Source organism: Micromonospora sp. WMMD754 (assembly GCF_049315235.1).
GTDB lineage: Bacteria > Actinomycetota > Actinomycetes > Mycobacteriales > Micromonosporaceae > Micromonospora > Micromonospora sediminicola.
This window is the reverse complement of the sequence record NZ_CP186058.1, coordinates 4,926,807-4,953,738: the sequence shown is the minus strand read 5'-3', so window position 1 is coordinate 4,953,738 and position 26,932 is coordinate 4,926,807. Positions and strand designations below refer to the sequence as shown.

At 73.3% G+C, this 26,932-nt stretch carries 25 protein-coding genes; 12 read left to right on the top strand and 13 right to left on the bottom strand.

Going from position 1 to position 26,932, the window contains the following annotated elements:
• Positions 1–33: 33 nt before the first annotated feature.
• Together ACN27B_RS23935 and ACN27B_RS23930 are read right to left on the bottom strand one after the other, a co-directional pair.
• On the bottom strand, positions 34–411 hold the full coding sequence (locus ACN27B_RS23935; RefSeq protein ID WP_355525872.1) for a sensory rhodopsin transducer: 378 nt from the start codon (positions 409–411) through the stop codon (positions 34–36).
• Positions 408–1,613, bottom strand: a complete 1,206-nt coding sequence (locus ACN27B_RS23930) for a D-arabinono-1,4-lactone oxidase (protein ID WP_099161159.1) — start codon at positions 1,611–1,613, stop codon at positions 408–410. Before ACN27B_RS23930 ends, ACN27B_RS23935 begins: the two co-directional genes overlap by 4 nt.
• On the opposite strand from ACN27B_RS23930, the gene ACN27B_RS23925 reads away from it, so the two are divergent.
• Together ACN27B_RS23925 and ACN27B_RS23920 are read left to right on the top strand one after the other, a co-directional pair.
• A complete protein-coding gene (locus ACN27B_RS23925; protein ID WP_422741564.1) occupies positions 1,607–1,795 on the top strand; it encodes a hypothetical protein in 189 nt (62 codons plus the stop codon). The two genes, ACN27B_RS23930 and ACN27B_RS23925, sit on opposite strands and share 7 nt — an antisense overlap.
• A gap of 50 nt (positions 1,796–1,845) precedes the next feature.
• The gene (locus tag ACN27B_RS23920) at positions 1,846–2,583 is read left to right on the top strand and encodes a zf-HC2 domain-containing protein (RefSeq protein ID WP_422741563.1); all 738 of its coding nucleotides are present in this window, start codon (positions 1,846–1,848) and stop codon (positions 2,581–2,583) included.
• Positions 2,584–2,655: 72 nt separating this feature from the next.
• On the opposite strand, the gene ACN27B_RS23915 is transcribed toward ACN27B_RS23920, so the two are convergent.
• Positions 2,656–3,222, bottom strand: coding sequence for a sigma-70 family RNA polymerase sigma factor (locus tag ACN27B_RS23915; RefSeq protein WP_091574970.1), 567 nt, complete (start codon positions 3,220–3,222; stop codon positions 2,656–2,658).
• Between the two features lie 162 nt (positions 3,223–3,384).
• Positions 3,385–3,855: a molybdenum cofactor biosysynthesis protein gene (locus ACN27B_RS23910; protein ID WP_099161161.1), complete on the bottom strand. Its 471-nt coding sequence runs from the start codon at positions 3,853–3,855 to the stop codon at positions 3,385–3,387.
• Positions 3,856–3,946: 91 nt separating this feature from the next.
• On the opposite strand from ACN27B_RS23910, the gene ACN27B_RS23905 reads away from it, so the two are divergent.
• Positions 3,947–5,125: a hypothetical protein gene (locus ACN27B_RS23905; protein ID WP_422741562.1), complete on the top strand. Its 1,179-nt coding sequence runs from the start codon at positions 3,947–3,949 to the stop codon at positions 5,123–5,125.
• Positions 5,126–5,191: 66 nt separating this feature from the next.
• On the opposite strand, the gene ACN27B_RS23900 is transcribed toward ACN27B_RS23905, so the two are convergent.
• The 5 genes from ACN27B_RS23900 to ACN27B_RS23880 all read right to left on the bottom strand — a co-directional run bounded on the left by ACN27B_RS23900 (position 5,192) and on the right by ACN27B_RS23880 (position 10,293).
• A complete protein-coding gene (locus tag ACN27B_RS23900; RefSeq protein WP_099161163.1) occupies positions 5,192–6,283 on the bottom strand; it encodes a PIN domain-containing protein in 1,092 nt (363 codons plus the stop codon).
• Between the two features lie 36 nt (positions 6,284–6,319).
• The gene (locus tag ACN27B_RS23895; RefSeq protein WP_098745000.1) at positions 6,320–6,547 is read right to left on the bottom strand and encodes a hypothetical protein; all 228 of its coding nucleotides are present in this window, start codon (positions 6,545–6,547) and stop codon (positions 6,320–6,322) included.
• A 153-nt stretch (positions 6,548–6,700) separates the two neighbouring features.
• The gene (locus ACN27B_RS23890) at positions 6,701–8,290 is read right to left on the bottom strand and encodes a DHA2 family efflux MFS transporter permease subunit (protein ID WP_099161164.1); all 1,590 of its coding nucleotides are present in this window, start codon (positions 8,288–8,290) and stop codon (positions 6,701–6,703) included.
• Positions 8,291–8,707: 417 nt separating this feature from the next.
• Positions 8,708–9,277: a DUF305 domain-containing protein gene (locus ACN27B_RS23885; protein WP_422741561.1), complete on the bottom strand. Its 570-nt coding sequence runs from the start codon at positions 9,275–9,277 to the stop codon at positions 8,708–8,710.
• Between the two features lie 257 nt (positions 9,278–9,534).
• The gene (locus tag ACN27B_RS23880) at positions 9,535–10,293 is read right to left on the bottom strand and encodes a lytic polysaccharide monooxygenase (protein WP_422741560.1); all 759 of its coding nucleotides are present in this window, start codon (positions 10,291–10,293) and stop codon (positions 9,535–9,537) included.
• 257 nt (positions 10,294–10,550) lie between these two features.
• On the opposite strand from ACN27B_RS23880, the gene ACN27B_RS23875 reads away from it, so the two are divergent.
• Positions 10,551–12,626, top strand: coding sequence for a cellulose binding domain-containing protein (locus ACN27B_RS23875; protein ID WP_422741559.1), 2,076 nt, complete (start codon positions 10,551–10,553; stop codon positions 12,624–12,626).
• A gap of 7 nt (positions 12,627–12,633) precedes the next feature.
• On the opposite strand, the gene ACN27B_RS23870 is transcribed toward ACN27B_RS23875, so the two are convergent.
• A complete protein-coding gene (locus ACN27B_RS23870; protein ID WP_099161168.1) occupies positions 12,634–13,482 on the bottom strand; it encodes a phosphatase PAP2 family protein in 849 nt (282 codons plus the stop codon).
• Between the two features lie 73 nt (positions 13,483–13,555).
• Positions 13,556–15,196, bottom strand: coding sequence for an MDR family MFS transporter (locus ACN27B_RS23865; RefSeq protein WP_091575005.1), 1,641 nt, complete (start codon positions 15,194–15,196; stop codon positions 13,556–13,558).
• Between the two features lie 120 nt (positions 15,197–15,316).
• Here ACN27B_RS23865 and ACN27B_RS23860 point away from each other — a divergent pair, with 120 nt between their 5' ends.
• The 5 genes from ACN27B_RS23860 (at position 15,317) to ACN27B_RS23840 (ending at position 21,722) form a co-directional block, all read left to right on the top strand.
• Positions 15,317–15,907, top strand: coding sequence for a TetR/AcrR family transcriptional regulator (locus ACN27B_RS23860; protein WP_099161170.1), 591 nt, complete (start codon positions 15,317–15,319; stop codon positions 15,905–15,907).
• 89 nt (positions 15,908–15,996) lie between these two features.
• The gene (locus ACN27B_RS23855) at positions 15,997–17,316 is read left to right on the top strand and encodes a low temperature requirement protein A (protein ID WP_099161171.1); all 1,320 of its coding nucleotides are present in this window, start codon (positions 15,997–15,999) and stop codon (positions 17,314–17,316) included.
• A 37-nt stretch (positions 17,317–17,353) separates the two neighbouring features.
• Positions 17,354–18,415, top strand: coding sequence for an SRPBCC domain-containing protein (locus ACN27B_RS23850; RefSeq protein ID WP_422741558.1), 1,062 nt, complete (start codon positions 17,354–17,356; stop codon positions 18,413–18,415).
• A gap of 151 nt (positions 18,416–18,566) precedes the next feature.
• Positions 18,567–19,976, top strand: a complete 1,410-nt coding sequence (locus ACN27B_RS23845; protein WP_422741557.1) for a non-reducing end alpha-L-arabinofuranosidase family hydrolase — start codon at positions 18,567–18,569, stop codon at positions 19,974–19,976.
• A gap of 18 nt (positions 19,977–19,994) precedes the next feature.
• Positions 19,995–21,722 (top strand): cellulose binding domain-containing protein, encoded by a 1,728-nt coding sequence (locus tag ACN27B_RS23840; protein ID WP_422741556.1) that lies wholly within the window; start codon positions 19,995–19,997, stop codon positions 21,720–21,722.
• 59 nt (positions 21,723–21,781) lie between these two features.
• Here ACN27B_RS23840 and ACN27B_RS23835 read toward each other — a convergent pair whose 3' ends face one another.
• Complete coding sequence (locus ACN27B_RS23835; protein ID WP_422741555.1) at positions 21,782–23,347, bottom strand: pectate lyase family protein; 1,566 nt, start codon at positions 23,345–23,347, stop codon at positions 21,782–21,784.
• Positions 23,348–23,605: 258 nt separating this feature from the next.
• Here ACN27B_RS23835 and ACN27B_RS23830 point away from each other — a divergent pair, with 258 nt between their 5' ends.
• Together ACN27B_RS23830 and ACN27B_RS23825 are read left to right on the top strand one after the other, a co-directional pair.
• The gene (locus ACN27B_RS23830) at positions 23,606–23,953 is read left to right on the top strand and encodes an ArsR/SmtB family transcription factor (RefSeq protein ID WP_099161176.1); all 348 of its coding nucleotides are present in this window, start codon (positions 23,606–23,608) and stop codon (positions 23,951–23,953) included.
• Positions 23,950–24,429, top strand: coding sequence for an SRPBCC family protein (locus ACN27B_RS23825; protein WP_396822241.1), 480 nt, complete (start codon positions 23,950–23,952; stop codon positions 24,427–24,429). Before ACN27B_RS23830 ends, ACN27B_RS23825 begins: the two co-directional genes overlap by 4 nt.
• Positions 24,430–24,478: 49 nt before the next feature.
• Here the strand turns inward: ACN27B_RS23825 and ACN27B_RS23820 are convergent, their stop codons facing one another.
• Positions 24,479–25,387, bottom strand: coding sequence for a DMT family transporter (locus ACN27B_RS23820; protein WP_422741554.1), 909 nt, complete (start codon positions 25,385–25,387; stop codon positions 24,479–24,481).
• Between the two features lie 40 nt (positions 25,388–25,427).
• Between ACN27B_RS23820 and ACN27B_RS23815 the strand changes: the two genes are divergently transcribed.
• Positions 25,428–26,819 carry a PLP-dependent aminotransferase family protein gene (locus ACN27B_RS23815; protein ID WP_422741553.1) on the top strand — a complete coding sequence of 464 codons (1,392 nt, stop codon included), beginning with the start codon at positions 25,428–25,430 and terminating at the stop codon, positions 26,817–26,819.
• Positions 26,820–26,932: the final 113 nt, after the last annotated feature.

The following is a 26,932-nucleotide window of genomic DNA, read 5'->3' as shown; positions in this document are numbered from 1 at the left end:
GCGCCGGGGTACCCGCCGCCGCCCGGTCGAACCTCACCCCGGGTACGCCATCGTGCCGGTCAACGCCACCACACCGGGCAGCCGGGTGTCCTGGCGCAGGAACTGCACCACCACCGGCACCGGGGACCGCAGCACGCAGCCGTACGCCCGGTCCAGCCGCACCGCCTCCGGGTCGATCAGGTCGTTGACCCGCAGGTGCCGGATCCGGCGCGCGCCGACCAGCACCCGGTACGGCCCGACCGGCTCGGCGTCCTCGTAGTAGAAGTCCAGCGTCAGGTCGGCGTCGTGGTCGGTGGCGTTGAGCACGCAGAGCTGGTCGAACCCGGTGAACTCCGGCTCCGGCCCGTGCGCCGGGAACGGCACGTGCCCGCCGGGCACCACCCAGATCCGCGCGCCGACCGGGGCGGTCACGACTCCTCCAGCAGCCGGGCCAGGTCCGGGGTGAGGAACACCCCGTCCGGGTCGAGCCGGCGACGCACCGCCCGGAAGTCGTCCCAGCGGGGATAGAGGGGGCGCAGCTCCCGCGCGCCGAGCCAGTGCTTCTTGCCCCAGTGCGGCCGGCCACCGTAGTGCCGGAAGACCGCCTCCATGTCCCGGAAGTACTCCTCGTACGGCAGGGAGGTGTTCTGCAGGCAGGCGATGGTGGTGGTGGGCCGGCCGTAGGCGTTGCTGAGCCAGATGTCGTCCGGCGCGATGGTACGCACCAGCACCCGCCAGCCGGCCACCCGGCGGTGCCGCTCGCGGATGCGGCGGCGCACCTCGGCGAAACAGGCCGGGAACGCCTCCGACGGCAGCATGTACTCGATCTCCTCGAAGCGCAGCTCCCGGTTGCGGGGAATGGTGCGGTGGGTCGGCCCGACCTGGCTCTGCCGGGGCTCGCCGTCCGGCCGGCCCGTCCCGGGCCACAACGGCCGCTGGTTGGCCTCGTCGGTCCGGTTGATCACGCGGATCTGGGTCCGGTCGCTGCGCGGATACCAGTAGAAGTCCATGTTGCGGTTGGTGTGCTGAAGTTCGGCGAGGTGGTCCAGGGTCCAGTCCAGGTGCGCGCACCAGGAGCGGCGGTGCAGCTCGTAGCGGGGCTGCACGTCGAGCGTGATCCGGGTGACCACGCCGAGCGCGCCGAGCGAGAGCCGGGCGGCCGGCAGCAGGTGCGGGTTGCGCTCCGCGTCGACGTCCAGCGTGTCGCCGGTGCCGGTGACCAGGCGTACGCCGGTGACCTGGGTGCTCAGGTTGCCGAAACCGAGGCCGGTGCCATGGGTGCCGGTGGCGGTCGCCCCGGCGATCGACTGGTAGTCGACGTCGCCCAGGTTGTCCATCGCCAGCCCGGCGTCGTAGAGCCCCTCACCGAGCGCCTTGAGCCTGGTGCCGGCCCAGGCGGTGGCCAGCTGCCCGTCGTCGGAGATCACCCCGGCCAGCCGGTCCAGGCCGAGCAGGACCCCGTCGGTACGCACCAGCGGGCTGGACGAGTGCCCCGAGCCGACCGGCCGCACGGTGGTCCCGGTCTCCCTGGCCTGGCGCACCAGCGTGCGCACCTCGTCCTCGTCGGCCGGTTCGACCCACCGCTGGGGAGTGAAGGACAGGCTGCCGGACCAGTTCACGAACGCGCGTGTCACTCGGCCCCCTCCCCCGGCGGCGGTCGGCGCCCGCTTACCCACGCCCACCCCGGGTAGTCACCGGCGAGCCCTTCCCGCCGATCGACGCGTACGCGTTCCTGTCCGACACGCACACCACCGCGCTGGTCGCGCCGGACGGCGCGGCCGAGTGGGCCGAGCGTACGGGCAGCGTGTCGGCCTGATCCGGTACCCCGCCGGGAACCAGACGGCCGGCCCGGACGACTATCCCTACATGGCGTGTGAGCGGTGGCGGGAGATCCTGTCGGCACAGCTGGACGGTGAGGCGTCCCGGTCGGAGACCGAGGCGGCCGAGGCGCACCTGAGCGGCTGTGCCGGCTGCCGGGGCTGGTTCGAGTCGGCCGCCGCGGTCACCCGACGGGCCCGTACGCAGCTGGCCCCTCGGGTGCCCGACCTGGTCGAGGCGGTGCTGGCCGCCGCGCCCCCGCCCCGGCCGAGCCGGCGCCAGCGGCTGGCCCTCGGGCTGCGCGGCGCGCTCGGCCTGCTCGGCGCGGTGCAACTGGTGCTCGGCCTCGCGCAGATCGGCCGGGAGGCGGTGGTCGCGCACGCGCACACCGCCGGCCAGCACCTGTGGCACGAGTCGGCGGCGTGGAACGTGGCCGTCGGCGCCGGTTTCCTCTACGTCGCGCTGCGCCGCACCACCCCGTCCGGGCTGCTGCCCATGCTCAGCGCGTTCGTTGCCATGCTGGTGCTGCTGTCGGTCAACGACCTGATCACCGGCCAGGTGGCGATGACCCGGCTGGTCAGCCACGGCTTCCTGCTGGTCGGCTGGGCGGTGATGCTGGTGCTGTCCCGGCCGGGCTGGCGTCCCGGCGACACCCCGCCCGGGCGGGGCCGGTCGACCGGCTCGCGGTGGGCGCTGCGGGCCGAGGAGCCGGCCGCGCCGGCCCCGCTGCGGCTGGTGCCGCCCGGCCCGTACACGGCACAGGCCCGCGACCGCCGCGCCGCCTGACCGCGCCCGCGCGGCGGTCACCTGCCGCAGGGTCCGGACGGCGGCCGCCCGCCTCCTGGTGAGCCGGCCCGGTCAGCGGGCGCGGCGGTCACGGGCGTCGCCGGCCCAGGCGGCGACCAGGTCCTCGCGGGCGCGGGCGACCCGGGACCGGATGGTGCCGACCGGGCAACCGCACACCTCGGCGGCCTCGGCGTAGGACAGGCCGAGCACCTGGGTGGCGACGAACGCCTCGCGCCGTTCCGGGGCGAGCCCGGCGATGAGCCCGCGCAGCGCGACACCGTCGTCCCCGCCCGCGGTGACCGCACCGGCCGCCTCGGCGGCGGCCTGCCAGTCCGGCAGCGCCGCCACCCGGGGGCGTACGGTCGCGGCCCGCACGTGGTCCACGGCGACCCGGCGCGCGATGGTGAAGACCCAGGTGCGGGCGGAGGAGCGGCCGGCGAAGCCGGGCAGGCTGCGCAGCGCGCGCAGGAACGTCTCCTGGGCGAGGTCGTCGGCCTCGGCCGGACCGGCGAGGTGGGCGAGGAACCGCCACACCGGGCCCTGCAACGCCCGGACGAACGCGGCGGCGGCCTGCTGGTCCCCCCGGCCCGCGCGGTGCGCCCAGCGGGTGACCTGCTCGTCGTCGGTGTCCGGGCTCATCCGCGGCCGGCCCGCCGGCCCGAGGTGGTCATGCCCGACGGTACGGATGCCGGCCCGGCTCGGTTCATCCCTGGCGCCCTTCCTGCCACCTCGCCGCCGACCGGACGATCGGTGACCCCGCTGTTGGTCGGCCGGCGGGCGGGGAAAGTTCCCGCCGGGCCGTCAGTCGACGGAGACCGTCACCGGCCCGACCCGCAGCACGCCGTCGGTGAGCGGCTCGCACCGGACGCCTCCGCGTCGACGCATCGCCGTCCAGGTGCCGGGTGCGACCACCACGTCGAGCCAGGCGCACGGCGGGGCGGCCCGGTGCACCCGCAGGCTGACCGGGCCGTCGCCGGAGTCCAGGGTCAGCACCCGGCCGACCAGCTCGTCCACCGCGATGCCGCTGGTCAGCACGTTGCGCCGGAGCTGGGTGAGGTCGGCGCCGGCCGGCAGCGACTCCTGCGCGATCAGCGTGACGCTCGCGGTGCGGTGCGCGGGCCGGCCGAAGTAGCGGTCGCCGACGACGCCCAGGCCGGACCGGATCCGCACCTGCTCGACCAGTTCCCCGGGCGGCGCCGGGGCGGGCCCGTCCGCGGGCCGGCCCACGTACCGGTGCACCGGCGAGGCCAGCAGCTGGAGGATCCGGGGCATGGCCCGATTCTAAGCAAGGGCATACCGCTACCAAAGCGGACGATAGCCACGCTCACGTATCCGCAGCTCAGCGGCACGCGTTGTACCGGGCGTGACGGCGAGACAACCCGGAGCGGTCGGGCCCCACCTGGGGCGCCGGTTGGCCTGGGCGCGGCGCGAGAACGAGCGCCGGCGCAGGGCGTACGAGACGGCGGCGCGCGCCTGGCGGCGCCGCGCGGAGCACCTCGACCGGTTGCGGATCGAGGCGGACGGATTCCACGGGTGCGCCCTGCCCGGCACGGCGCTGCCGGTGCCGCTGCACGACGGCGAGGTCGTCTACCGCATCCTGCCCGCCGTCGAGCTGGTCGAGGCCACCGCCCGGCACCTGCCCGGGCTGCCGGTGCCCGATCCGGGGCTGGCCGGGCGGCTGGATCCGACCGAGGGGCCTCTGCCGGCCGGGCTGCGGGTGGTCGACAGTGGCGCCGCCGTGGTGACCGACCGCCGGGTGGCCTTCATCGGGCGGGAGGCCCGGCGCGACTGGTCCCTACCGGACCTGCGTGGACCCGGGCACCACCCGGACCGTCCGGTCACCCTGCTGCACCACGCCGACGGCGGTACGCCGTCCGGGCTGCGGATGCCGGCGGCCGGCGCGCCGAACGCCCGGTTCTACCTCACCCTCGCCCACGCCGACGCGACCGGGGGGCGGGAGGCCGTCGTCGCCGACGTCGAGGCACTGGCGGCCGCCCACCGGGCCGCGCGACCACGGCCACCCCGTCCGCTCGGTCCGGCGGACGCGCCGGTCGAGCGGACGCGTCCGCAACGGCTGGTCGCGGCCGGGGTCGCGGCGGCCGCCGTCCTGCTCGGCGCCACCTCGGCCGGCACCTGGCCCGCCACCGCCGAGTCGACGCGTCCGACGGCGGGCGCCGCGTCCGCTCCCGAGGCCACCGTCGCGCCCCGGCCCGACGTCACGGCCCGGCCGGACGTGCCTCCGCCAGAGCCACCGGTGTCGGTGTCCCGCCGGCCCCGGCCGTCCCCTGTCGTCCCGCGCCCGGATCGCGCCTCGGCGCCACCCACCTCACCCGCCGCCCGGGTCCCCGCCGTGCCGCTGGCCGGCACCGACGACCCACCGGTCAGCGCATCGCCGAACCCGCCGACGGCCCCCGCGGAACCGAGCCCGGGCACGAGCCCGACCAGCGAGCCGTCCCCGACCGGCAGCCCGAGCCCGCCCGGGGAGCCGAGCCCGAGCGCGACCTCGGTCCCGAGTCCGACGACGGCGGCGCCCCCGGCATGACCGGCCCCACGCCGCCGAGGTGGTGGCGTCCGGCTCGCGTCGGTGCCGGCGGGCCCGGGGCGGTGGTCAGGGCGCGTGCGGGGTGAGCAGGTAGTCGCCGTCGTCGGGGCTCCACCGCAGCTCCACCGCGCCGGCGGTCGCGGCGGCCTTGCAGAACTGCAGGAAGCTGCGGTAACCGAGCTTCTTCTCGCTGAAGTCCGGTCGGGCCCGCCGCAGCTGGTCCTTCAGGCCGGACAGGGCCACCGCGCCACCCTCACCGGCGAGGTCGACCACCACCGACCGGAGCAGCGCGAACTCCACCTCCCGGTCGCCCCGCTCGGGCAGCGACACCTCCGGGTCGCCCTTGGCCGGCCCGGGGGCCAGCTCCACCACGTTGTGCCCGGCCAGGTGCCGCAGCAGTTCGCCGAAGGTGCGGAACCCGTAGTCGGACTCGCTGAACGTCGGGTCCTTGCGCAGCAGGGCCCGCTTGAGCCCGGACGCGGTGACCTCGCCGCCGGCGCTGCCCTGCATGCCGGCCACGGTCTGCACGAGCAGGACGGCGAGCGTGTCGACGTCCCGCGGGGTCTCCTCGGCGGTGGGCGCGGCGTCCAGCGGCGGCTCGGCCACCGGCCCGGCCGGCGTCGTCGGCTCCGGGCCCGCGGCACGGCCCGGCCGCGTCCGCCGGCCGGCGGAGGGCGGTACGTCGACCCCCTCCAGCCGGTCGTAGTAGAGAAACTCGTCGCAGGCCGGTGGCAGCAGCGCGGAGGTCGACTTCTCGACCCCGACCCCGATCACCCGCTTGTTGAGTTCGCGCAGCTTGTGCACGAGCGGAGTGAAGTCGCTGTCCCCGGTGCAGATCACGAACGTGGAGATGTAGCCGCGCTCGAAGGCCAGCTCGACCGCGTCCACGGCCATCTTGATGTCGGCGGCGTTCTTCCGGGAGGCGCCCATCCGCTGCGGGATCTCGATCAGCTCGACGTGCGACCGGGTGAGCATCCGCCGGTCCTCGTCGAAGTACGACCAGTCCGCGTACGCCCGCCGCACCACCACCCGGCCGCGCTCGGCCAGCGCGTCGGCGATGGGACGGAAGTCGAACGGCCTGCCGCCGTGATGGTCGCGTACGCCCAGCGCCAGGTTCTCGTAGTCGAGGAACAGCGCGATCCGGTCTTCCTGATCCACGCCGGTCAGCCTAGCCCGGCCGGGTCACCGGGCCGGTCACCGCCGCCGATCGTCGTGGTAGACGGTCTCCCGGCGGGCCACCCGCTGGATCGCGTAGCTGGTGAGCAGGAGCAGGAGCGCGAGCACCACCTCGACGCCGGCGACCGTGCCGTTGGCGACGGTGAGGCCGAGCAGCAGCAGGATCAGCCCGACCACGGCCAGCAGGCCGGCGAGCAGCAGCCGGTTGCGCCGCCGCGCCGACCGATCGCCGCCGTCCGCGTCCACCGTGCCCGCCTCTCCCCCCGACTCCGCCGCTCCCCCGTCGAGCCTAGGCGCTGCCGGGTCGGCCGGTGCCGGATCCGGGGGTCGAGCTCCGTAGACGCCTCCGGGGCCGGACGCCGAGGCGTCCGGCCCCGGAGGGACGGGGGTGCGTGCGGATCAGTGGATCGGCACCGGGGTGCGCGGCTGCTCCTCGCCCGCCTCGCCGTCGAGCAGGTGCGACGGCTCGCGGCGGCGGGGCAGGAACGCGGCCGGGACGAAGGTGAGCAGCACCAGGGCGAAGGCGACCCAGAACGTGGTCGCGAACGAGTTGGCCGCGAAGTCGAGGCCGCGCTCGATCAGCGACGGCGGCACCGGGAGCTGCTGGGCCAGCTCGGGCTGCTGCTGCACGCCGATGGCGAGCTGCGCCTCGGTGACCGGGGCGCCGGTGCCCGGGTCGGTCACGCCGGGGATGACCCGCGAGCCGTTCAGCTCGCTGGTGAGGATCACCGACATCACCGCCGCGCCCACCGACCCGCCGATCTGCTGGAGGATGTTCACCAGCGTCGAGCCGCGGGCCACCTCGGCGGCGCTCAGGGTCTTCAGCGCCGACGTCATGATCGGCATCATGGTGCCGCCCATGCCCAGGCCCATCACGAACAGCGAGCCGCAGAGCAGCAGGTAGGACGTGTCGGTGCCGAGCTGGGTGAAGGTGAAGAACCCGGCCGCGATGAGCACCAGCGCGAACGGCACCGTCCGGCCGACCGGGACCCGGTCGGCGAGCATGCCGGCGATCGGCATGGTCAGCATCGCGCCGATGCCCTGCGGCGCCATCAGCAGGCCGGCGGTCAGCGTCGACTCGCCGCGGATCTGCAGGAAGTAGCTCGGGAACAGCAGGCCCGCGCCCATGAACGCGATGATGAAGACGAACAGCGTCACCGCCGCGAGGGTGAGGTTGCGGTTGCGGAACAGCCGCAGGTCGAGCAGCGGGTGCCGCGGGCGGAACGAGTAGAGCACGAAGGAGACCACGAGCGCGGCGCCGACCAGCATGGGCAGCCAGACCTCGGTGTCGGTGACCGTGCCGGCCTCGGGCAGCGAGGAGACGCCGTAGAGGAACAGCGCCAGACCCGGCGAGAGCATCAGCATGCCGAGGAAGTCGAAGGACTCCGACGGCTCGGGGGCGTCCTTCGGCAGGGCCAGCTGGGCGTAGATCAGCGCGACGACGCCGATCGGCAGGTTGATCAGGAAGATCCAGTGCCAGCTCGCGGTGTCGATCAGCCAGCCGCCGAGGATCGGGCCGCCGATCGGGCCGAGCAGCATCGGGATGCCCAGCACGGCCATCAGCCGGCCGATGCGGTGCGGGCCGGCGGCCCGGGTCATGATCGTCATGCCCAGCGGCATGAGCATGCCGCCGCCGAGGCCCTGGACCACGCGCCAGGCGATCAGCTCGCCGATCGAGTCGGCCGTGGCACAGAGCCCGGAGCCGATGGTGAACAGCGCCAGCGCCACCATGTAGAGGCGTTTGGTGCCGAAGCGGTCGGCGGCCCAGCCGCTGAGCGGGATCACCGTGGCGAGCGCCAGCGTGTAGCCGGTCATGGTCCACGCCACCCGCGCGTACGAGGCGTCGAACTCGCTCTGGAACGTCGGGATGGCCACGCTGACGACGGTCACGTCGAGGATCGACATGATCGCGCCGAGCACGACGACGCCGGCCACCTTGAGCACCGCGGCGTCGAGTTTGTTCGATGTCGCGACGGGTTGCTGGGTCACAGACAGTCTCCTGGTTCCGGTCCGGTCCGAGGGGTGGCGGCGCCGCGCGCGGGGCGTGCGGCGGGCCAAGGTCCGGCGAAAGCCTAGTCACGGCCTGCGACATCGCGCGGCCGGTTTTGCCCAGAGGGGAACTCCCCCACCCACCGCCCCCGCCCGCCGCACCCGGCACCGGCCCCCGCCGAGCCGCTTCCCCCGAGAGAAAGACCCCGATCCGCCCCGTTTCGCCACTCCCTCAACCGCTCCCGCCCGCACCCCCGCCCACCACCCCCGTGACGAACGTCATGCCACCACCCGCCCCCACCCGGCCCAGCCGGCCCCGACCCCGGCCCGGACCGGCCCGTCGATCTTGGACTTTTGGTCGTTGACAAAGGGCGCATCACCGACATCCGAGGTGCCCCAAGTCCAAGATCGACAAGATCAGCGCCGGGGTGCCGCGCGCAGGGTCGCCATGAGGGCCACCTCGGCGGTGCGGGAGCGGTCGATGCGGGCGGCGAGGTCGCGTACCCGAGCGCTGGTGCCGGCGGCGACCTGGGCGCGGGCCAGGGCGGCGGCGGTGCGCTGGTGCGCGGCGAGCACGTCGAGCAGCACCCGGTCCGCGTCGGCGGCCGGGGCGGCCCGCAGCCGGGCGAGGCCGGCGGCGGCGTCGCTGTGTCCGGTGTGGTCGTGGCGCGCGGCGGCGGCCGCCGCGGACGGGCCGGCCTCGCGCAGCCAGCCGCGCATGGTGGCCAGCTCGTCGGCCTCGGTGGCCCGGACGGCGGAGATCAGGGTACGGACCTCGGTGTCGGTGACCCGGTCGAGCCCGACGTCGACGATCTCCAGCGTCTGCGCGGTGTGCGCCACCATCATGGCGAGGAAGAGCGCGTCGACGCCGCTGGTCGTGTCGTCGACGGCCGGCGTGGGCCGGGGCGTGGCGGGTGCCGGCGACGAGCCTCCGCAGCCGGCGGCGAGCAGGACGGCCAGCAGGGCGGCGGCGAACGGGCGGCGCATGTCGGTCCTCCGGTCGGGTCGGGTGGTGATGCGCGGACCCCTGATCCGGGCGCGCCGGCCGACCGGGCGGGACCGGCCGACCGGCCGACGCCGGTCTGGCACGCGACGTCCGGCCGCGCGCCGGACCGCGCCTCCCGGCACGCCAGAGCCGCCCGACCCGGCATGCCGGAGCGGTCCGGCCCGGCGCGCCGGAGCGGTCCGGCGCGACGCGGAGGCGCGGTCCGGCTCGGCCGTGCGGTCCGGCGCTGCGGCGGTGGTCAGATCTGCTGCCAGAGCGCCGGCACGTTCGGCGGCTCCCATCCGGCGATGGCGGTGTGCGCCTGGCGGCAGCGGTAGCCGCGGCCGTCGTAGGTCACCGTGTCGCCGACCTGGTAGGCCCGGCCGGCGGTCCAGGTGCCGCCCGGCACCGGCGAGCCGGTCGGGGTGGGCGTGGGCGACGGCGTGGCGGTCCGGGTCGGTGACGGCGTCGGCGACGGCGACGGGGTGGGCGTCGGGTTGCCGCCACCGCCGCCGATCTGCAGGTCGACGCAGGAGTAGAACGCGTTGGCGGTGTCGGCGATGTTCCAGACCGCGAGCAGCTTCTGCCGGCCGGTGAAGCCGCCCAGGTTCACCGTGTGCGACACGGTGGCGTCGGGCTGGCGACCGCCGCCGTCGACCACCGCGACCCGGGTGCTGCCGATCCAGTACTCCCAGTTGGCGGTGGAGTGCCGGGCGGTGTTGACCCAGGTGAACGTCGCCGTGCTGCCGACCGAGGTGGCCGGCCAGTTGCGGCTGTCGTCGTTGAGCACCGCGAACTGGGCGATGCCGGCGTGGCAGGTCTTCAGCCCCTTGGGGCCCTCGACGCTCTGCGGCTCGTACCTGATCTGGCCGCAGTCGGGCACCCGGTTCTGCGCGCACAGCGCCTGCCGGCTGGGCGGCGAGGAGACGTAGCCGTGGGCCTGGGCCGGCGCGGCGACGGCCAGGGTCGCGGTCACCGCACCGGTGGTGAGCAGCGGAAGAGTGAGTCTTCGACGCATGGTGGCAACTCCTTCGGGGGGAAGGGAAGGTGCCACGAACATAAATTAAACCTTGTTAACAGTAAAGACTCCTGTCTATAAATTAAGCCCTGACGGCTTGAGCGCTCCACGCGGCCCGTGGAAGCCTGATACGTCGATGGCTCACCGCGCGGAGCCGATCACCGTTCCTGGGCATCCGGGCGCCGTCAGGCCCCGGGAGGACGGCACCACCGATCCGGGCATCCACCCGCCGTCCGATCCCCACGAAGGACACCCGCATGAGGAGAATCCTGCCGCGCGTGCGCCGCTGGACCGCGTACGCGGCCGGTCTGCTGCTCGTCACCACCGCGCTGGTCACCGTCGACCCGCCGGCCGCCGGCGCCGCCGCCGACCCGGTCGCGGTGACCGTCAACGCCCGCGCCGGGCTGGCCACCGTGCCGGACACCGCGCTCGGCGTCAACCACGCCATCTGGGACTCCCAGCTGGGCAGCGCCGAGACGTCCGACCTGCTGAAGGCCGCCGGCGTGAAGATGCTGCGCTACCCCGGCGGCTCGTACGCCGACATCTACCACTGGGAGAACCACACCGCGCCCGGCGGCTACGTCGCGCCGGACACCGACTTCGACACGTTCATGGCGGCGGCCCGGCGCGTCGGCGCCCAGCCGATGATCATCGCGAACTACGGCACCGGCACGCCGGCGGAGGCGGCCGCGTGGGTGCGGTACGCCAACGTCACCAAGGGTTACGGCGCCAAGTTCTGGACCGTCGGCAACGAGAACTACGGCAACGGCCACTACGGATCGGCCTGGGAGGCCGACGACCACCCGGACAAGAGCGCCACCCAGTACGCCCGACTGGTGGTCGAGTACGCCGACGCGATGAAGGCGGTCGACCCGAGCATCAAGGTCGGCGCGGTGCTGACCATGCCGGGCAACTGGCCGGACGGGATCACCGCCGGCGCCGACCCGGGGCCGTGGAACCAGACCGTGCTCTCGATCGCCGGCCCGAAGATCGATTTCGTCGACGTGCACTGGTACCCCGGCGGCACCGCCGCCGAGTCGCTGGCCCGGACCGACCAGCTGCCGGACGCCGCCTGGCTGTTGCGCCAGCAGATCGCCCGGTACGCGGGCCCCGGCGCGGACCGGATCGGGATCAGCTTCACCGAGCTGAACGTCGACACCGGCCGCACCACCGCGCCGGGCGCGCTGTTCCTGGCCGACGCCTACAGCGGCCTGCTGGAGCAGGGCGTGTTCACGGTGCAGTGGTGGAACGTGCACAACGGCATCGGCAGCGTCTCCGAGGTGGCCGGGCAGACCGACTACGGCGACTTCGGGCTGCTCTCCAGCGGCGGCTGCACCGCCGACGGCGAGGTGTGCGAGCCACCGTTCAACACCCCGTTCGCGCCGTACCACGCGCTGTCGATGATGAACCTGTTCGCCCGGGCGGGCGACCAGTTCGTCCGCGCCGGCACCGACCAGCCGCTGGTCACCGCGCACGCGGTGCGCCGGCCGGACGGCAGCCTCGCGGTCCTGCTGGTCAACAAGGACCCGGACACCGCGTACCCGGTGGCGGTGGACTACGCCGGTTTCACCCCGGCGGACGAGGCGCCCACCGTGCACACGCTGACCAACGGCGCGACCGGGGTGAGCACCGGCCGCTCGGGCAGTGCGGGCGCTCGCACGCTGCCGCCGTACTCGCTGACCACGCTCGTGCTGCGACCGGCCTCAGGCTCCGCCGGGCGGCCCGGCGCCCCGGGGCGGCCGACGGCGGGCGCGGTGAGCGACCGCGCGGCGACGATCTCGTGGCCGGCGGCGACGCCCGGCGCGGCGCCGATCGCCAAGTACGAGGTGTACCGGCAGCGGGGCGCGGTCAGCGAACAGCTCGGCGAGACCGCCGGCACCTCGCTGAGCGTGGGCAACCTCGAGCCGGGCGCCCGCTACACGGTCAACGTCCTGGCCCGGGACACCGCGGGCCGGGTGTCGTGGTCCTCGCCGCCGCTCACCTTCGCCACCGGCAGCCCGGCGGCGAGCGCCTGCGCGGTCCGCTTCCATTCCGACACCGACTGGGGCAACGGCTACGTGGCGACCGTCGAGGTGGTCAACACCGGTCCGGACGTCGTCGACGGCTGGACGCTCACCTGGACCTGGCCCACCGGCTGGCAGCAGGTCAGCAGCGGCTGGAACGGCACCTGGACGCAGACCGGGCGGGACGTCCGGGTGACCTCCACCGCCGACAACCGCCGGCTCGCCGCCGACGGCGGGAGCACCAGCGTCGGGTTCGTCGGCGCGTACGGCGGGCCGAACGTGCCGCCGGGCGCGTTCCGCCTCAACGGGACGGTCTGCGCCGTCCGCTGAGACGCGGTCAGATCCGACCGGGTGGCCGCAGCCGCACGTCGGCCGTCGCCGGGACCTTCGTGTTCCGGCGACGGCCGGGGCGGCGCGGCGGTGGGACCACGTGCGGGCGCGACGGGCCGGCGGGCGGGGCCGGTGGCGGGGGCGTCGCGGCGGGCCGGGGCAGCACGGCCAGGATCAGCGCGAGCAGGGCCACCGCGACCACCCCGTCCAGCCAGTAGTGGTTGCCGGTGCCGACGACCACGAGCGCGGTGATCAGCGGGTGGGCCAGCCAGAGCCAGCGCCACCGCCCGGCGGTGACCGCCACCAGCGCCAGCGCGACCGCCAGGGACCAGCCCACGTGCAGCGACGGCATGGCCGCGTACTGGTTGCTGAGCTGGTCGGTGTCGGGTGGCCCGTAGACGGTCGGGCCGAACCGGCGGCCGGTGTCCACCAGGCCGGTGAGCGTGGTCAGCCGCGGCGGCGCGAGCGGCACGCAGACGTGCAGCACCAGCGCCGCGGCGGTCAGCGCCGCGAGGGCCCGCCGCAGTCGCAGGTAGTGGGCCGGCCGGCGTAGGTAGAGCCAGAGCAGGCAGAGCACCGTGGCCGGAAAGTGCACGTAGGCGTAGTAGGAGTTGGCCAGCCGGACCGGCAGCTCGTGCAGCAGCAGCGGCGCCTGCACGACGGCCTCGTCGGGCAGGTGCAACAGTCGCTCCAGCCACCAGATCCGCTCGCCGTTGGCCCGCGCGGCGGCGGCGTGCCCGGCCACCAGCTGCCGGCCCGCCTTGTAGGCGAGGAAGAGCACGGCGACCAGCGTCAGCTCGCGGGCCGCCCGACGCAGGGCGGCGGCCCGCGCGGGCGCGGTCGACGGGACGTCCACTGCTCCTCCTTCGGTGCCCTGCGGCACGGGCCAGGGCCGCCGCCGGGGTCGGCGACGGCCCTGGGCTACGGGCTCAGCGACGGGCGCGTTCCTCCCGGCCGCCCGGCTCGATGCTCACCTCGTCGAAGGCGGGCGCACCGTCGACCGCGTCCGCGCCCACCGCCACCGTGCGGCCGGTGTCCGGCAGGTCGAGGCTGGAGCGAAGGGTAACCGGGCGCAGCAACAGCGCCGCCACGACGCCGACGACCGCGATGGCGGCCGAGATGAGGAAGATGTGCCCGGTCGCGTCCCCGTAGGCGGCCCGGACGATCTGCCGTACCGGCTCGGGCAGCGCGTCGAGGTTGAGCGTGCTGCCGCCGCCTCCGCCGGTGGTGGGGATGCCGGCGGCGGCGAGGTCGTGGGTGATCCGGTCGCTGACCCGCCGGGCCAGCACCGCGCCGAGCACCGACACGCCGATGGTGCCGCCGAGCGAGCGGAAGAAGGCGACGCTGGCGCTGGCCGCGCCGATGTCGGAGAGCGCGACGGTGTTCTGCACCGCGAGCACCAGGTTCTGCATGGTCATGCCGACGCCGACGCCGACGACGAACATGGCGACCCCGACCAGGACCAGCGAGGTCTCGTGGTCGACGGTGCCGAGCAGCGCGAAGCCGGCGACCAGCACGATCGAGCCGAAGACGATGTACGGCTTGATCCGACCGGACGTGGTGATCATCCGTCCGGCCACGATCGAGGAGATCAGCACGCCGGCCATCATCGGGATGGTGAGCAGGCCGGCCTCGGTCGGGCTGTAGCCGCGGCCGATCTGGAAGTACTGACCGAGGAAGACCGCGCCGCCGAACATCGCCATGCCGACCGCGAGGCTGCCGAGGATGGCCAGGGCGGTGGTGCGCTCGCGGACGATGTGCAGCGGCACCACCGGCTCGGCGGCCCGCGACTCCACCCACACGGCCAGCGCGAGCAGCAGCGCCGCTCCGCCGACCATGGCGCCGGTCTGCCAGGAGAGCCAGGCGAACGAGTCGTCGACGAAGGAGATCCAGATCAGCAGCACGCTGACCCCGGCCGCGATGAGGGTGGCGCCCAGGTAGTCGATCTTCACGTTCCGGCGGCGCACGGTGGGCAGGTTCAGGGTGACCTGGAGCAGGAACAGCGCGATGATCGCGACCGGCACGCCGACGAAGAAGCACCAGCGCCAGCCGAGCCAGGAGGTGTCGACGATGAGGCCGCCGAGCAGCGGCCCGCCGACCGTGGCGAGCGCCATCACGCCACCGAGGTAGCCGTTGTAGCGGCCCCGCTCGCGCGGCGGGATCATCGCCGCGATGGCGACCTGGACCAGCGCCTGAAGTCCGCCGACGCCGATGCCCTGGAAGGCGCGGGCGGCGATGAGCTGCCCGGCGCTCTGCGCGAAGCCGGCGGCGACCGAGCCGGCCAGGAAGACCACGATGGCGACCTGGATCAGCAGCTTCTTGTTGAACAGGTCGGCGAGCTTGCCCCAGATCGGGGTGGTCGCGGTGGCGGTGAGCAGGGTGGCGGTGACCACCCAGGTGTACTGGGTCTGCGAGCCGTTGAGCGCTCCGATGATCTTCGGCAGGGCGGTGGAGACCACGGTGCTGCTCAGCATGGCCACGAAGAGCACCAGCAGCAGCCCGCTGAGTGCCTCCAGCGTCTGCCGCCGGCTCATGGGCGCGGCCTCGGCCGTCGCGGTGGGTGCGCTCATCGCGCGTCCTCCAGGTGTGTCGATTCGGGGGGCCGCTTCGTTGCCTCAAGCAATCATCAACAGATCTTGCCCAACAGGCAACTTTGCCCATTGAGAAAAGGATCACGTACGCTGGCCGCCATGGACGAGTGCACCGGGCTGCGCGAGCGCAAGAAGGCGGCGACCCGCCTGGCGCTGCACGAGGCGGCCCTGCGCCTGGCCGTCGAGCACGGCCCGGACCGGGTCACGGTCGAGGCCATCGCCGACGCGGCCAACGTCTCCCGGCGCACGTTCTCCAACTACTTCTCCGGCAAGGAGGAGGCGCTCTTCCACGGCGACACGCTGCGACTGCGCCGGCTGCTCGAACTGGTCGCGCGGCAGCCGACCGACCTGCCGCCCTGGCGGGCGCTGACCGAGGCCGCCCTGGCCCAGGCGGACGAGGGCTACGACGATCCGGCCGAGCCGTGGCTGAGCCGCCGACGGCTGCTGCACGGGCATCCGAGCCTGGTCGCCCACCAGGTCGGCGCGTACGCGGCGATCGAGCGGGAGCTGTCCACGGAGATCGCCCGCCGGCTCACCGGCCCGGACGTGCCGCTGCGGGCCCGGGTCCTGGGCGCCACGTTCCTGGCCACGCTCCGCGTCGCCGCCCAACACTGGCTCGAGCACCCGGACGAACCGCTGCGCGCCGTGCTGCGCACCGTTCTCGGTCACGCCACCCCGGCGACCGGCTGAGCCACGCCCCAGAGCCGGCCCCGGCGGCTGACGAGGGAATGCCCGGCGATTCCGGCACGCCGCCTGAGCTGCGCTGACACACTCGGCCGGTGGGTGGCGGCGACCGGTGGCGCAAGGGGCTCGGGCCCGCGGCCCGCGTCGCCCCGGCCACCCGGGTGGACAAGTTCGAGATCTTCTTCGACCTCGTCTTCGTCGTGTCCTTCTTCATCATCACGCGCGCCACCGCCGCGAACGTGACCGTGCGGGAACTGCTGCACGCGCTGCTGGTGCTCGCCGTGCTCTGGTGGTGCTGGGTGGTGCACAGCGCGGTCGCCGCCCGGCTGCGTCTGGGCGAGGGCTTCGTGCCGATCCTCATGGTGATCGGCATGGTCGCGTTGTTCACGTTCGCGCTGGCGCTGCCGCAGACCTTCGGCGACCTGGGCCAGGGCAGCGCCGGCCCGATGCTGGTGACGGTCAGCTACGTGGTGATCCGGATCGTGCACACGGCGCTCTACTGGTACGCCACCCGGGGCGACCCACCGGCGCGGCGCAAGGTGTGGGTGTTCGCGCCGGAGGTGCTGCTCTCGACCTCCCTGCTGCTGGTGGCCGCGCTGCTGCCGCCGCGGGTCGACCCGGACGTCGGGCCGTGGCTGCGCGACGGACTCTGGATCGCGGTCGTGGTCATCCAGTACAGCAGCGGCCTGCTGGCCGGCACCGACGGCTGGAAGATCACCTCCGCCGAGCACTGGACCGAGCGGTACGACCTGATCCTGATCATCGCGCTGGGTGAGTCGGTCATCTCGGTCGGTGTCGGCGGCAACCTGCTCGGCAAGGCGGTGACCTGGCCGGCCATCCCGGCGGCGATCTTCGGGATCCTGTTCGTCGCGGCGCTCTGGTGGGCGCATTTCGACATGATCGGGCCGGCCGCCCGGATCGCGTTGCACGCGGCGCAGGGCCACCCCCGGGTGGCGATGGCCCGCGACGCGTACGCCTACCTCTACCTCCCCATGATCGCCGGGGTGATCCTGTTCGCGATCGGCGCCGAGGAGCTGGTGCGGACCGTCACCGACCCGGTGGGCGGCAGCATGGAGCGGGGTCACGGGCCGGCGGTGCCGCTGCTCTTCGGCGGGGTGATGATCTACTTCGCCGCGAACATGGCGTTCCAGTGGCGCACGCTGCGGACCCTGTCCTGGACCCGGGTCGGCGCGCTGGCCGCGCTCGCGGTCGCGCTGCCCTTCGGTCGGCACCTGCCGGCACTGGGGGCGCTGGGTCTGCTCACCGTGATCTGCGTGGCCCTGGTCGCGGTCGAACTGGTGGTGTTCGCCGACGCCCGGGCCGCGCTGCGGCGCACGGTCCACCAGGAGAAGATCAGCGCGGAGGAGAGCGAGGCCGCCTGGCGGGCGCGCTGGCACGACGGCAGGTCGGAGTGACCTGACACGTTCTTGACTCAGGCCCTAGAGTCTCCGCGTGATCGAGATCGCCACCGAGGTCGACCTGTTCCACCCGCCCGCCCGGATCTGGCGGGCGCTGACGGAACGGGCGCTGCTGGCCAAGTGGTTCGTCGAGAGCACCCCGCAGGCCGACCGCTGGGTGCTGGCGACCGCGGCGCTGCCCGGTTACGACGCCGACACCGAGGTGGAGGTGGTCGAGCTGCGGACCCCGGAACGGCTGGTGGTCCGCTGCCGGGAGGCCGACCGGGCCACCCGCCTGGCCTGCGACCTGACCGCCACCGCGCACGGCACCCGCCTCTCCGTGCGCGAGGTGCTGGAGGAGGGCGACTGGGACGCCGACGCCCGCGCCGAGCAGCACGAGCAGGCGCTGACCGGGCGTCTGCCGGCGATCCTCGACTGGCTCGCGTTCCAGGAGGTCGACCTGCGCCGGGCCGAGGGCGGGCTGACCGCCGAGCTGCCGGTGGTCCGGCTGCTGGGCGAGGCGTCGGGCCGGTCCCGGCGACGTCGCACGCTGGTGGCCGCCGGCGTGGTGACGGTGCTCGCCGGCGCCGCCGGGGCGGTGCTGTGGGCGGTGTGGCCCACGCCTCCCGCGCCGGCCGCGCCTGCGGTGTCGGCGCCGCCGCTGGTCATGCCCTCCCCCACCGCCGCCTCCGCGCGCCCCACGAGCGCCCGACCCACGCCGAGCGCCAGCCGCCGGAGTCCCTCACCGTCGCCGTCCGCGTCGCGCTCCCCCAGCCGTACGACGAGCCCCACGCCACCGGCCGTGATCCCGCTGACCGCGACGTACGAAACGGTCAACGACCGGGTCTTCGGTTACCGGGGCGAGGTGGTGCTGGCCAATCCCGGGCCGACGTCCCGGCCGGAGTGGACGGTGACCGTGACGCTCGGCGACGGCGCCACGGTGGGCTCGGTCAGCGGCGCCGAGGCGGCGCAGGACGGTGCCGTGGTCACGTTCACCGGCGACGCGCTGCCGGCCGGCGGTTCGACCACCATCCGCTTCGACGTCCGCGATCCCGACCCTCTGCACGACGGCCCGGAGAGCTGCGCGGTCGACACCACCCCCTGCGCCACCTCCTGACCGCACGCATCGATCAACGTCATGTCATCGACGTTCACCCATTGAGCCGATGGGAGCGCTCCCGTAGCATGGGCGAACGCGGCTGTTAACGCTCACAACACAATTACCCCGACGAATGCGTGGAGCCGCCACCACCACAGGAGGGTCCATCATGCCCCGATCCAGAACGGTCAATGCCGCAGTGGCGTCAGCCGGCGCCGTGCTGCTCGCGTCCACGGGAATCGCCGTGGCACTGCCGGCCGGCGCGGCAGCCGCCGGCTGCTCCGTGGCCTACACCGTCCCGTCCCAGTGGCAGGGCGGCTTCGGCGCCAACGTCACCATCACCAACCTCGGCGACCCCGTGTCGAGCTGGACGCTCACCTGGTCCTACGGCGCCGGCCAGACCGTCACCCAGGCCTGGAACGCCACCGTCACCCAGAACGGCGCCGCCGTCACCGCCCGCAACGTCAGCTACAACGGCTCCATCCCCACCAACGGCACCACCTCGTTCGGCTTCAACGGCGCCTGGACCAGCAGCAACCCCACCCCCACCAGCTTCGCCCTCAACGGCGTCACCTGCACCGGCGGCACCACCACCCCGACCACATCACCCACCACCTCGCCGACCGCCTCGCCGACGCCGACACCCACGCCGACGACGACGCCACCCGGCACGTGCAACCTGCCGTCGAGCTACCGCTGGAGTTCGACCGGTCCGTTGGCGAACCCGCGCTCGGGTTGGGTGTCGTTGAAGGACTTTACGGTCGCTCCGTACAACGGTCGGCATCTGGTGTACGCGACGACGCACGACTACGGGTCGTCGTGGGGGTCGATGAACTTCGGGTTGTTCAGCAACTGGTCGGAGATGGCCTCGGCGAGTCAGAACGCCATGTCGCAGGGCACCGTCGCGCCGACGTTGTTCTACTTCGCTCCGCGCAACATCTGGGTCCTGGCCTACCAGTGGGGTCCGACCGCGTTCTCCTACAAGACCTCGACCGACCCGACCAACCCCAACGGCTGGTCGTCGGCGCAGCCGCTGTTCACCGGCAGCATCTCCGGCTCCGGCACCGGCCCGATCGACCAGACGCTGATCGCCGACGGCCAGAACATGTACCTGTTCTTCGCCGGTGACAACGGCAAGATCTACCGGGCCAGCATGCCGATCGGGAACTTCCCCGGCAGCTTCGGCTCGACCTACACCACGATCATGAGCGACTCGACGAACAACCTCTTCGAAGCCGTCCAGGTCTACAAACTGCAGGGCCAGACCCGCTACCTCATGATCGTCGAGGCGATCGGGGCGCAGGGCCGCTACTTCCGCTCCTTCACCGCGACCAGCCTCAACGGCTCCTGGACCCCGCAGGCGGCGACCGAGAGCAACCCGTTCGCCGGCAAGGCCAACAGCGGCGCCACCTGGACCAACGACATCAGCCACGGCGAGCTGATCCGCACCAGCGCCGACCAGACCTTCACCGTCGACCCCTGCAACCTGCAACTGCTCTACCAGGGCCGCGCCACCAACTCCGGCGGCGACTACGGCCTCCTGCCCTACCGCCCCGGCCTGCTCACCCTGCAGCGCTGACGGTTCGGGAGAGATCCGATGAGAAGACTCAGCGCACCCCGTACCGCAGTGGTCACGGCCGGGACCGTCCTGCTGGCGTCCGCCGCCGCGGCGGTGGCGATGCCGGCCGGGGCGGCCGCCGCCGGCTGTTCCGTGACCTACGCCGTCTCCTCGCAGTGGCAGGGCGGCTTCGGCGCCAACGTCACCGTCACCAACCTCGGCGACCCCGTGTCGAGCTGGACGCTCACCTGGTCCTACGCCGCCGGCCAGACCGTCACCCAGGCCTGGAACGCCACCGTCACCCAGAACGGCGCCGCCGTCACCGCCCGCAACGTCGCCTACAACGGCTCCATCCCCACCAACGGCACCACCTCGTTCGGCTTCAACGGCGCCTGGACCAGCAGCAACCCCACCCCCACCACCTTCACCCTCAACGGCGTCACCTGCACCGGCACCACCACCCCGACCACGTCACCGACCAGCTCACCCCCGCCGTCGCCGACGCCGACGTCGTCGCCGTCCACGCCGCCGCCGGGCGGGCCGGCGGACATCACGGTGAACACCGGCACGACCTACCAGACGGTCGACGGGTTCGGGGCCGCGGTGTCGATCTGGGGCGGCGCCTGGTCGACGGCCGAGACGCAGACGCTGGTCGGCCTCGGCCCCAACCAGCTCGGTCTGTCCATCGTGCGCACCGGGCTCTCGCCGGTGTCCAGCGAGTGGGCGACGCAGGTGAGCGCGCTGAAGACGGCCAGGTCGTACGGGTCGAACGTGAAGATCATGGCGTCGCCGTGGACGGCGCCGGCGGCCTGGAAGACGAACAACAGCCGGATCAACGGCGGCAAGCTGAGGCCCGAGTACTACGACGACTACGCCAACCACCTCAACAGCTACGTCCAGTACATGCGCAACCAGGGCGTGACGATCGACGTCACGTCCGTGCAGAACGAGCCGGACTGGCACCCGGACTACGACTCGATGGACTGGAGCGGCACCGAGCTGCAGACCTTCGTCCGGGAGCAGGGCGCCAAGGTGCAGAACACCAAGCTGATGGTCGCCGAGGCGGTGAACCTGAACTACGGCTACACCGACCCGACGCTCAACGACGCGGCGGCCCGCAACAACATCGGCTACATCGGCGGTCACCTGTACGGCACCGAGGCGTCCGGCCGGCTGAAGCCGTACACGCTGGCGCAGCAGCACAACAAGCCGGTGTGGATGACCGAGTGGAACCTGCACGAGGCCGACGGCGGCGGCTCCAACATCTGGGGCAACCCGGCCAACGCCACGGTCTGGAACGAGACGCTCGACGACATCATGCGTACCGTGCACAAGTCGATGGAGTCGAACTGGAGCGCGTACGTCTGGTGGTACGGCAAGCGCTACTACTCGTTCATCGGTGACGGCGAGTCCGCGTACGGCACGGTCGCGGGCGCGCCGCTCAAGCGGGGGTACGCGTTCGCGCAGTACGCCAAGTACGTCCGACCCGGCTACCAGCGGGTCGCCCTGACCAAGAGCTCGAAGGCGTCGCCGCTGGAGGTGACCGCCTACTCCGGCGACGGGAAGGTCACGCTGGTGATCCTCAACCGGTCCACCAGCGCGGTGAACAACGCGATCATCCAGGCGCCGCAGAACGTCGGCCGGGCGGAGTACGTGGCCACGTCGCAGAACGCCAGCGCGGCGAGCCAGCCGGTGGGCGTGAACGGCAACCAGGTCACGGTGAACGTCGGCGCGCGGAGCATCTCCACCGTCGTGCTGACCCTCTGATCGGCGACACGAACAGGGGCGGGGGCGGCCGGATCGGCCGCCCCCGCTCGTCGCGCGTACTAGCTGGCGTACGTCTCGAACTCGCCGACTCTCGGCGTACCGCCGGAGCTGTTGATCTTGAAGTTGATCTTCTTCAGCGAGGTCGCGCCGAAGGTGATCTGGCCGGCCCCGCTGCCGGAGGCCAGCACCGCGCCGGTGTCGTTGTTGACGAGCTGCCACGATCCGATCGAACCCGAGGTGCCGGACGGCTCGCGGATGACCACACGGGACACGGTGGTGGCCGAGCCCCACTTGATCGAGACGGTGCCGGTCGACCCGGACGGCGACCAGTACGTGCTCAGGTTGCCGTCGCGCACGTTGCCGTAGCTGGTGCCGTCGGCCTTGCTGGACCCGTCGGCCCCGGCGCCGGACACGAGGCTCAGGTTGGTCCCGCCGGACGGCGGCGGGGTGGTCGTCCCGGGCGGCGGCGTGGTGGGGGCGGGCGTGGTCGGACCCGGCGTGGTCGGGGCCGGGGACTGCGGCGTGCAGTTCCCGTCGGACACGCGCAGGCCGGTGTTGGGACCCGCCGTCTGCCGCACGATGTCCGGCACGCAGCTCGCCGCGTCGAGCCGGTACGAGTACGGGACGCTGACGGTGGTCGTGGACGTCACGTTCGGTCCCGCCGGGTAGTTGTCGCTCCCGGGCGAGGACCAGGTCACGTTGTCGAAAATGTTGCCGCTGACCTGCCAGGTGCCGCGCTCGTTGGTGTAGAACGTGCCCAGGACGTCCTTGGAGTTGCGGAAGTAGTTGTTCTCCACCTTCGCCCGGGCCCCGGCGCGGGAGTTGATGCCCGACTCGTGCAGCCCGGTGTAGTGGTTGTTGAACATGTGGGCGATGCCGCCGCGCAGCAACGGCGTACGGGAGTCGATGTTCTCGTACAGGTTGTGCTCGAACGTGATGTAGCCGTTGCCGCGGTCGCTCTCACTGGACCCGATGAGGCCGCCGCGGCCGGAGTTGCGCAGGATGCTGTAGGACAACGTCACGTACTGGGTGTCGTCCTTCATGTCGAACAGGCCGTCGTAGCCCTCCGACTCCCCGCCCGACGCCTCCAGCGTGACGTGGTCGACCCAGACGTTACGGACCGTGCTCTCCATGCCGATGGCGTCACCACCGTTGGAGGTGGGCGATCCCGACTTCTTGACGTTCCGCACCGTCACGTTCTGGATGATGATGTTGCGGGAGTCGCGGATGTGGATGCCGAGCTGGTCGAAGACGGCGCCGCCGCCCACCCCGACGATGGTGACGTTGCTGATCTGCTTCAGCTCGATCACGCCGTCGGCGGTGTTGCAGCTCGACCCGGACACCTTGCTGGTGTTGCCGTGGTTGATCGTCCCGGTGACCTCGATGACGATCGGGGTGCTGCTGCTGGCCCGGCCGCACAGCGCCGCGTGGATCGCGGTGCCCGTGGTGGCGCGGACGGTCTGGCCGCCCGCGCCGCCGGTGGTGCCACCGTTCTGGGTGGCGTAGCCGGTGGCGGCGCCGACCGCCGCCGACGCCTGCGGGCTCGGCAGGACCACGGCGACGGCGATCCCGACGATCGCCGTCGCCAGTGTCGCGTGGAGTCGCAGCGCGACTGGTCTTCTCATGTCGCCTCTTCTCGTTTCGAGCATGCGGGAATTGCCGCGCAACGGCGGCATTCAGGGAAAGGAAACAATGGGAGCCGCGACGCGATCAGGCGCGTCGCCGGCGGATGTCGTTCATCTGCGATGCCCGGCTCGCCTATGAAACATCGATGTAACGCGATCGTATGAAAGCGCTTTCGCCGAGGGCAAGAGATATCGTTTGCAGGTTTTTTGCACCGCGTGCTCCGGGGTCGACCCGCGGCGAACCACTTGACGAGACCGATGGTAAGTCGTAGCTTACCGTTCGTGGTGACTTACCGGATGGAGGACGGGTGGGACGCCCTGGGCGACCCGACCCGGCGGGCGATCGTCGCGTGTCTCGCGGAGCGGCCGAGGGCGGTCGGCGAACTGGCCGCCGTACTGCCGGTCAGCCGGCCGGCCGTGTCGCAGCATCTGCGGGTACTGAAGGACGCCGGCCTGGTGACGGACCAGACGGCGGGCACGCGGCGCGTCTACCGGCTCAATCCCGCTGGCGTGGCCGCGTTACGGGATCAGCTCGACACCTACTGGAGTCGGGCGTTGGAGGGCTTCCGGGACGCCGTCGAGCGTCCCGACGAGGAGGAATCATGAGTGGCACGGATGCGGTGGTGCGGCGGCAGATCGTGGTCCACGCGCCGGTCGAGCGGGCATTCGCGATCTTCACGGAACGGTTCGGTGACATCAAGCCGAAGGAGCACAACCTGCTGGGGTCGCCGATCGTGGAGACCGTGTTCGAACCGAAGGTCGGTGGACACATCTACGACCGCGGCGAGGACGGCAGCGCGTGCGCCTGGGCCCGGGTCCTCGTCTTCGAGCCGCCGGACCGGGTCGTGTTCAGCTGGGACATCGGTCCGACGTGGCAGGTCGACCAGGATCCGGACCACGCCAGCGAGGTCGAGGTCCGGTTCGTCGCCGAGACGCCGCAGCGGACCCGGGTCGAGTTGGAGCACCGCAACCTGGACCGGCACGGTCCGGGCTGGGAGTCGGTTCGCGACGGCGTCGCCGACGGCCAGGGCTGGCCGCTCTACCTGGACCGCTACGCCGGCCTGTGCACCGAGGCCGGGTGACGTCGCCGGCCGGTCCGATCCCGATCGGGCCGGCCGGCGACGGGGGGTGTCAGCCCCGGACGACCCGTGCGGGGGACGGGTGTGGCGTCGCGGCGCCTCGGGTGCGCTGGATGAGCACGACGCAGGCCAGCACCGCCCCGGCCGCGACGACCGCGCCGGCCGTGACCGCCTCGCCGAGCAGCAGTGCCGACCAGAGCAGCGTGAGCACCGGCTGGGCGAGCTGGATCTGACCGACCGAGGCGATGCCGCCCCGGGCCAGTCCGGCGTACCAGGCGAAGAACCCGAGGAACATCGAGACCACGGTGAGGTAGCCGAACGCGGACCAGGCCGCGACGCCCGCCTGCGGCCGGTGGGCGATCGCGGCCACCGCCGTGACCGGCGCGGTGACCGGCAGCGAGAGCAGCAACGCCCAGCAGATCGTGCGGGCGCCGCCGAGTTCCCGGGCCAGCACGCCGCCCTCGGCGTACCCGAGGCCGCAGAGCACCACGGCGGCGAGCAGGAACAGGTCGGCCGGCGACAACGCGCCGCGCATCGCGCCGCCGGTGGCGAGGAACGCGAGCACCAGCGCCAGCCCGGCGGCGCTGGCCAGCCAGAACAGGGCCGGCGGACGTTCACCGGCCCGGAGCACCGCGAACGTCGCCGTCATCGCGGGCAGCACGGTGACCACGACCGCGCCGTGCGCGGAGGTCTGCGTGGTGAGGGCGAGCGAGGTGAACAGCGGGAAGCCGACCACGACGCCGAGCGCGACGACCGACAGCCGACGCCACTGGCGGCGACGGGGCCACGGGGCGCCGGTCAACCGCAGGTACGCCCCGGCGAGCAGCGCCGCGCCGACGGCCCGTCCGAACGCGACGAACCACGGGTCCAGTTCGTGCACGGCGACGCGGGTGGTCGGCAGCGACATGCTGAACGCGAGCACGCCCAGCGCGCCGAGGGCGATCCCGGCGCCCGGTCTCACCGTTACCGTCGCGGGGGCGGTAGCGCTACTCTTTGTTGTCATGAATGATGGTAGCGCTACCGATCGGGTCGTCCAGCACCTGCGGGGGTTGGTGACGGCGAGCGCTCCCGGCGCGCAACTGCCCTCGGTGCGGGAACTGACCGCCCACCACCGTGTGTCCCCGGTGACCGTCGCCGAGGCGACCCGGCGACTGGTCGCGGACGGGCTGGTGGAGACCCGCTCCGGTCGCGGCTCGTTCGTCGCCGCCCGGCGCGCCGATCCGCCCCGCGCGGACCTGTCCTGGCAGACCGTGGCGCTGGGGTCGCGGCCGGCCGGCGAGGAGGAGATGCAGGCGCTCCTGGTGTTGCCGCCCGCCGGCACCCTCGCGCTGTCCGGTGGCTACCTCGACCCGGACCTCCAACCGGCCGCCGCGCTCGGTGCGGCGCTCGCCCGTGCCGCCCGGCAACCCGCGGCGTGGCACCGCGGTCCGGTGGAGGGGCGCGCCGACCTGCGGGCCTGGTTCGCCCGTGCGGCCGGCGGCGGTCTGCGCGCCGAGGACATGGTGATCTGCCCCGGCGGGCAGGCCGCGCTCTCCTCCACCCTCCGGGCGCTCAGCACGCCCGGCGACACCCTGCTGGTCGAGTCCCCCACCTACCTGGGCGCGCTCGCCGCCGCGCGCGCGGCCGGGCTGCGGGTGGTGCCGGTGCCCGCCGACGTCGACGGGGTACGGCCCGACCAGCTCGCCGCCGCGTTCGCCCGCACCGGCGCCCGGTTGTTCTACTGCCAGCCGCTGCACGCCAACCCGCACGGCGCGACCCTGGCACCCGCGCGGCGCGCCGCGGTTGCCGAGGCGGTCCGCGACGCCGGCGCGTTCGTCGTGGAGGACGACTACGCCCGCGACCTGACCATCGACGGCGAGGCGCCGCCCCCGCTGGCCGCCGACGACCCGGACGGGCACGTCGTCTACCTGCGGTCGCTGACCAAGCCCGTCGCGCCCGGCCTGCGCATCGCCGCGCTGGGCGCGCGCGGTCCGGCCGGCGCGCGGCTGCGTGCCGCCCGCCTGCTCGACGACCTCTTCGTCGCCGGGCCGCTGCAACAGGCCGCGCTGGAGTTCCTCACCGCACCGGCGTGGGACCGGCACCGTCGTGCGCTGCGCACCGAGCTGCGGGCCCGCCGCGAGGCGTTGCTCGCGGCCCTGGACCGGCACCTGCCGTCGCTGACCCCACGCGACGTGCCCCGGGGTGGCCTGCACCTGTGGGTCCGGCTGCCCGACGGCACCGACGACGTCGCGGTGACCACGGCCGCCGCCGCGGCGGGCGTCACCGTCTTCCCCGGCCGCCCCTGGCACGCCGCCGAACCCCCGGCCCCGCACCTGCGCCTCACCTACGCCGCCGCCCCACCGGCCCTGATGGACGAGGCGGTCCGCCGCCTGGCCACCGCCCTCCCCCACTGAGCAGACCTCACACCCCACCCCCGCGATCTTGCAGTTGCACACCCCCGATACCGGGAGCAGTCCGGCATTCCACGGACCGAAAGTGCAAGATCGCGGGAAGGGGGGCGAGCGTG

Bases quoted from the DNA above. Each gene is read 5' to 3' on its own strand.
- ACN27B_RS23910 (WP_099161161.1), bottom strand. From the start codon at position 3,855: ATGCCCCGGATCCTCCAGCTGCTGGCCTCGCCGGTGCACCGGTACGTG.
- ACN27B_RS23875 (WP_422741559.1), top strand. From the start codon at position 10,551: ATGAGGAGAATCCTGCCGCGCGTGCGCCGCTGGACCGCGTACGCGGCC.
- ACN27B_RS23825 (WP_396822241.1), top strand. From the start codon at position 23,950: ATGAGTGGCACGGATGCGGTGGTGCGGCGGCAGATCGTGGTCCACGCG.
- ACN27B_RS23815 (WP_422741553.1), top strand. From the start codon at position 25,428: ATGAATGATGGTAGCGCTACCGATCGGGTCGTCCAGCACCTGCGGGGG.
- ACN27B_RS23835 (WP_422741555.1), bottom strand. From the start codon at position 23,347: ATGAGAAGACCAGTCGCGCTGCGACTCCACGCGACACTGGCGACGGCG.
- ACN27B_RS23915 (WP_091574970.1), bottom strand. From the start codon at position 3,222: ATGAGCCCGGACACCGACGACGAGCAGGTCACCCGCTGGGCGCACCGC.
- ACN27B_RS23880 (WP_422741560.1), bottom strand. From the start codon at position 10,293: ATGCGTCGAAGACTCACTCTTCCGCTGCTCACCACCGGTGCGGTGACC.
- ACN27B_RS23860 (WP_099161170.1), top strand. From the start codon at position 15,317: ATGGACGAGTGCACCGGGCTGCGCGAGCGCAAGAAGGCGGCGACCCGC.
- ACN27B_RS23830 (WP_099161176.1), top strand. From the start codon at position 23,606: ATGGTAAGTCGTAGCTTACCGTTCGTGGTGACTTACCGGATGGAGGAC.
- ACN27B_RS23920 (WP_422741563.1), top strand. From the start codon at position 1,846: ATGGCGTGTGAGCGGTGGCGGGAGATCCTGTCGGCACAGCTGGACGGT.
- ACN27B_RS23885 (WP_422741561.1), bottom strand. From the start codon at position 9,277: ATGCGCCGCCCGTTCGCCGCCGCCCTGCTGGCCGTCCTGCTCGCCGCC.
- ACN27B_RS23840 (WP_422741556.1), top strand. From the start codon at position 19,995: ATGAGAAGACTCAGCGCACCCCGTACCGCAGTGGTCACGGCCGGGACC.
- ACN27B_RS23865 (WP_091575005.1), bottom strand. From the start codon at position 15,196: ATGAGCGCACCCACCGCGACGGCCGAGGCCGCGCCCATGAGCCGGCGG.
- ACN27B_RS23845 (WP_422741557.1), top strand. From the start codon at position 18,567: ATGCCCCGATCCAGAACGGTCAATGCCGCAGTGGCGTCAGCCGGCGCC.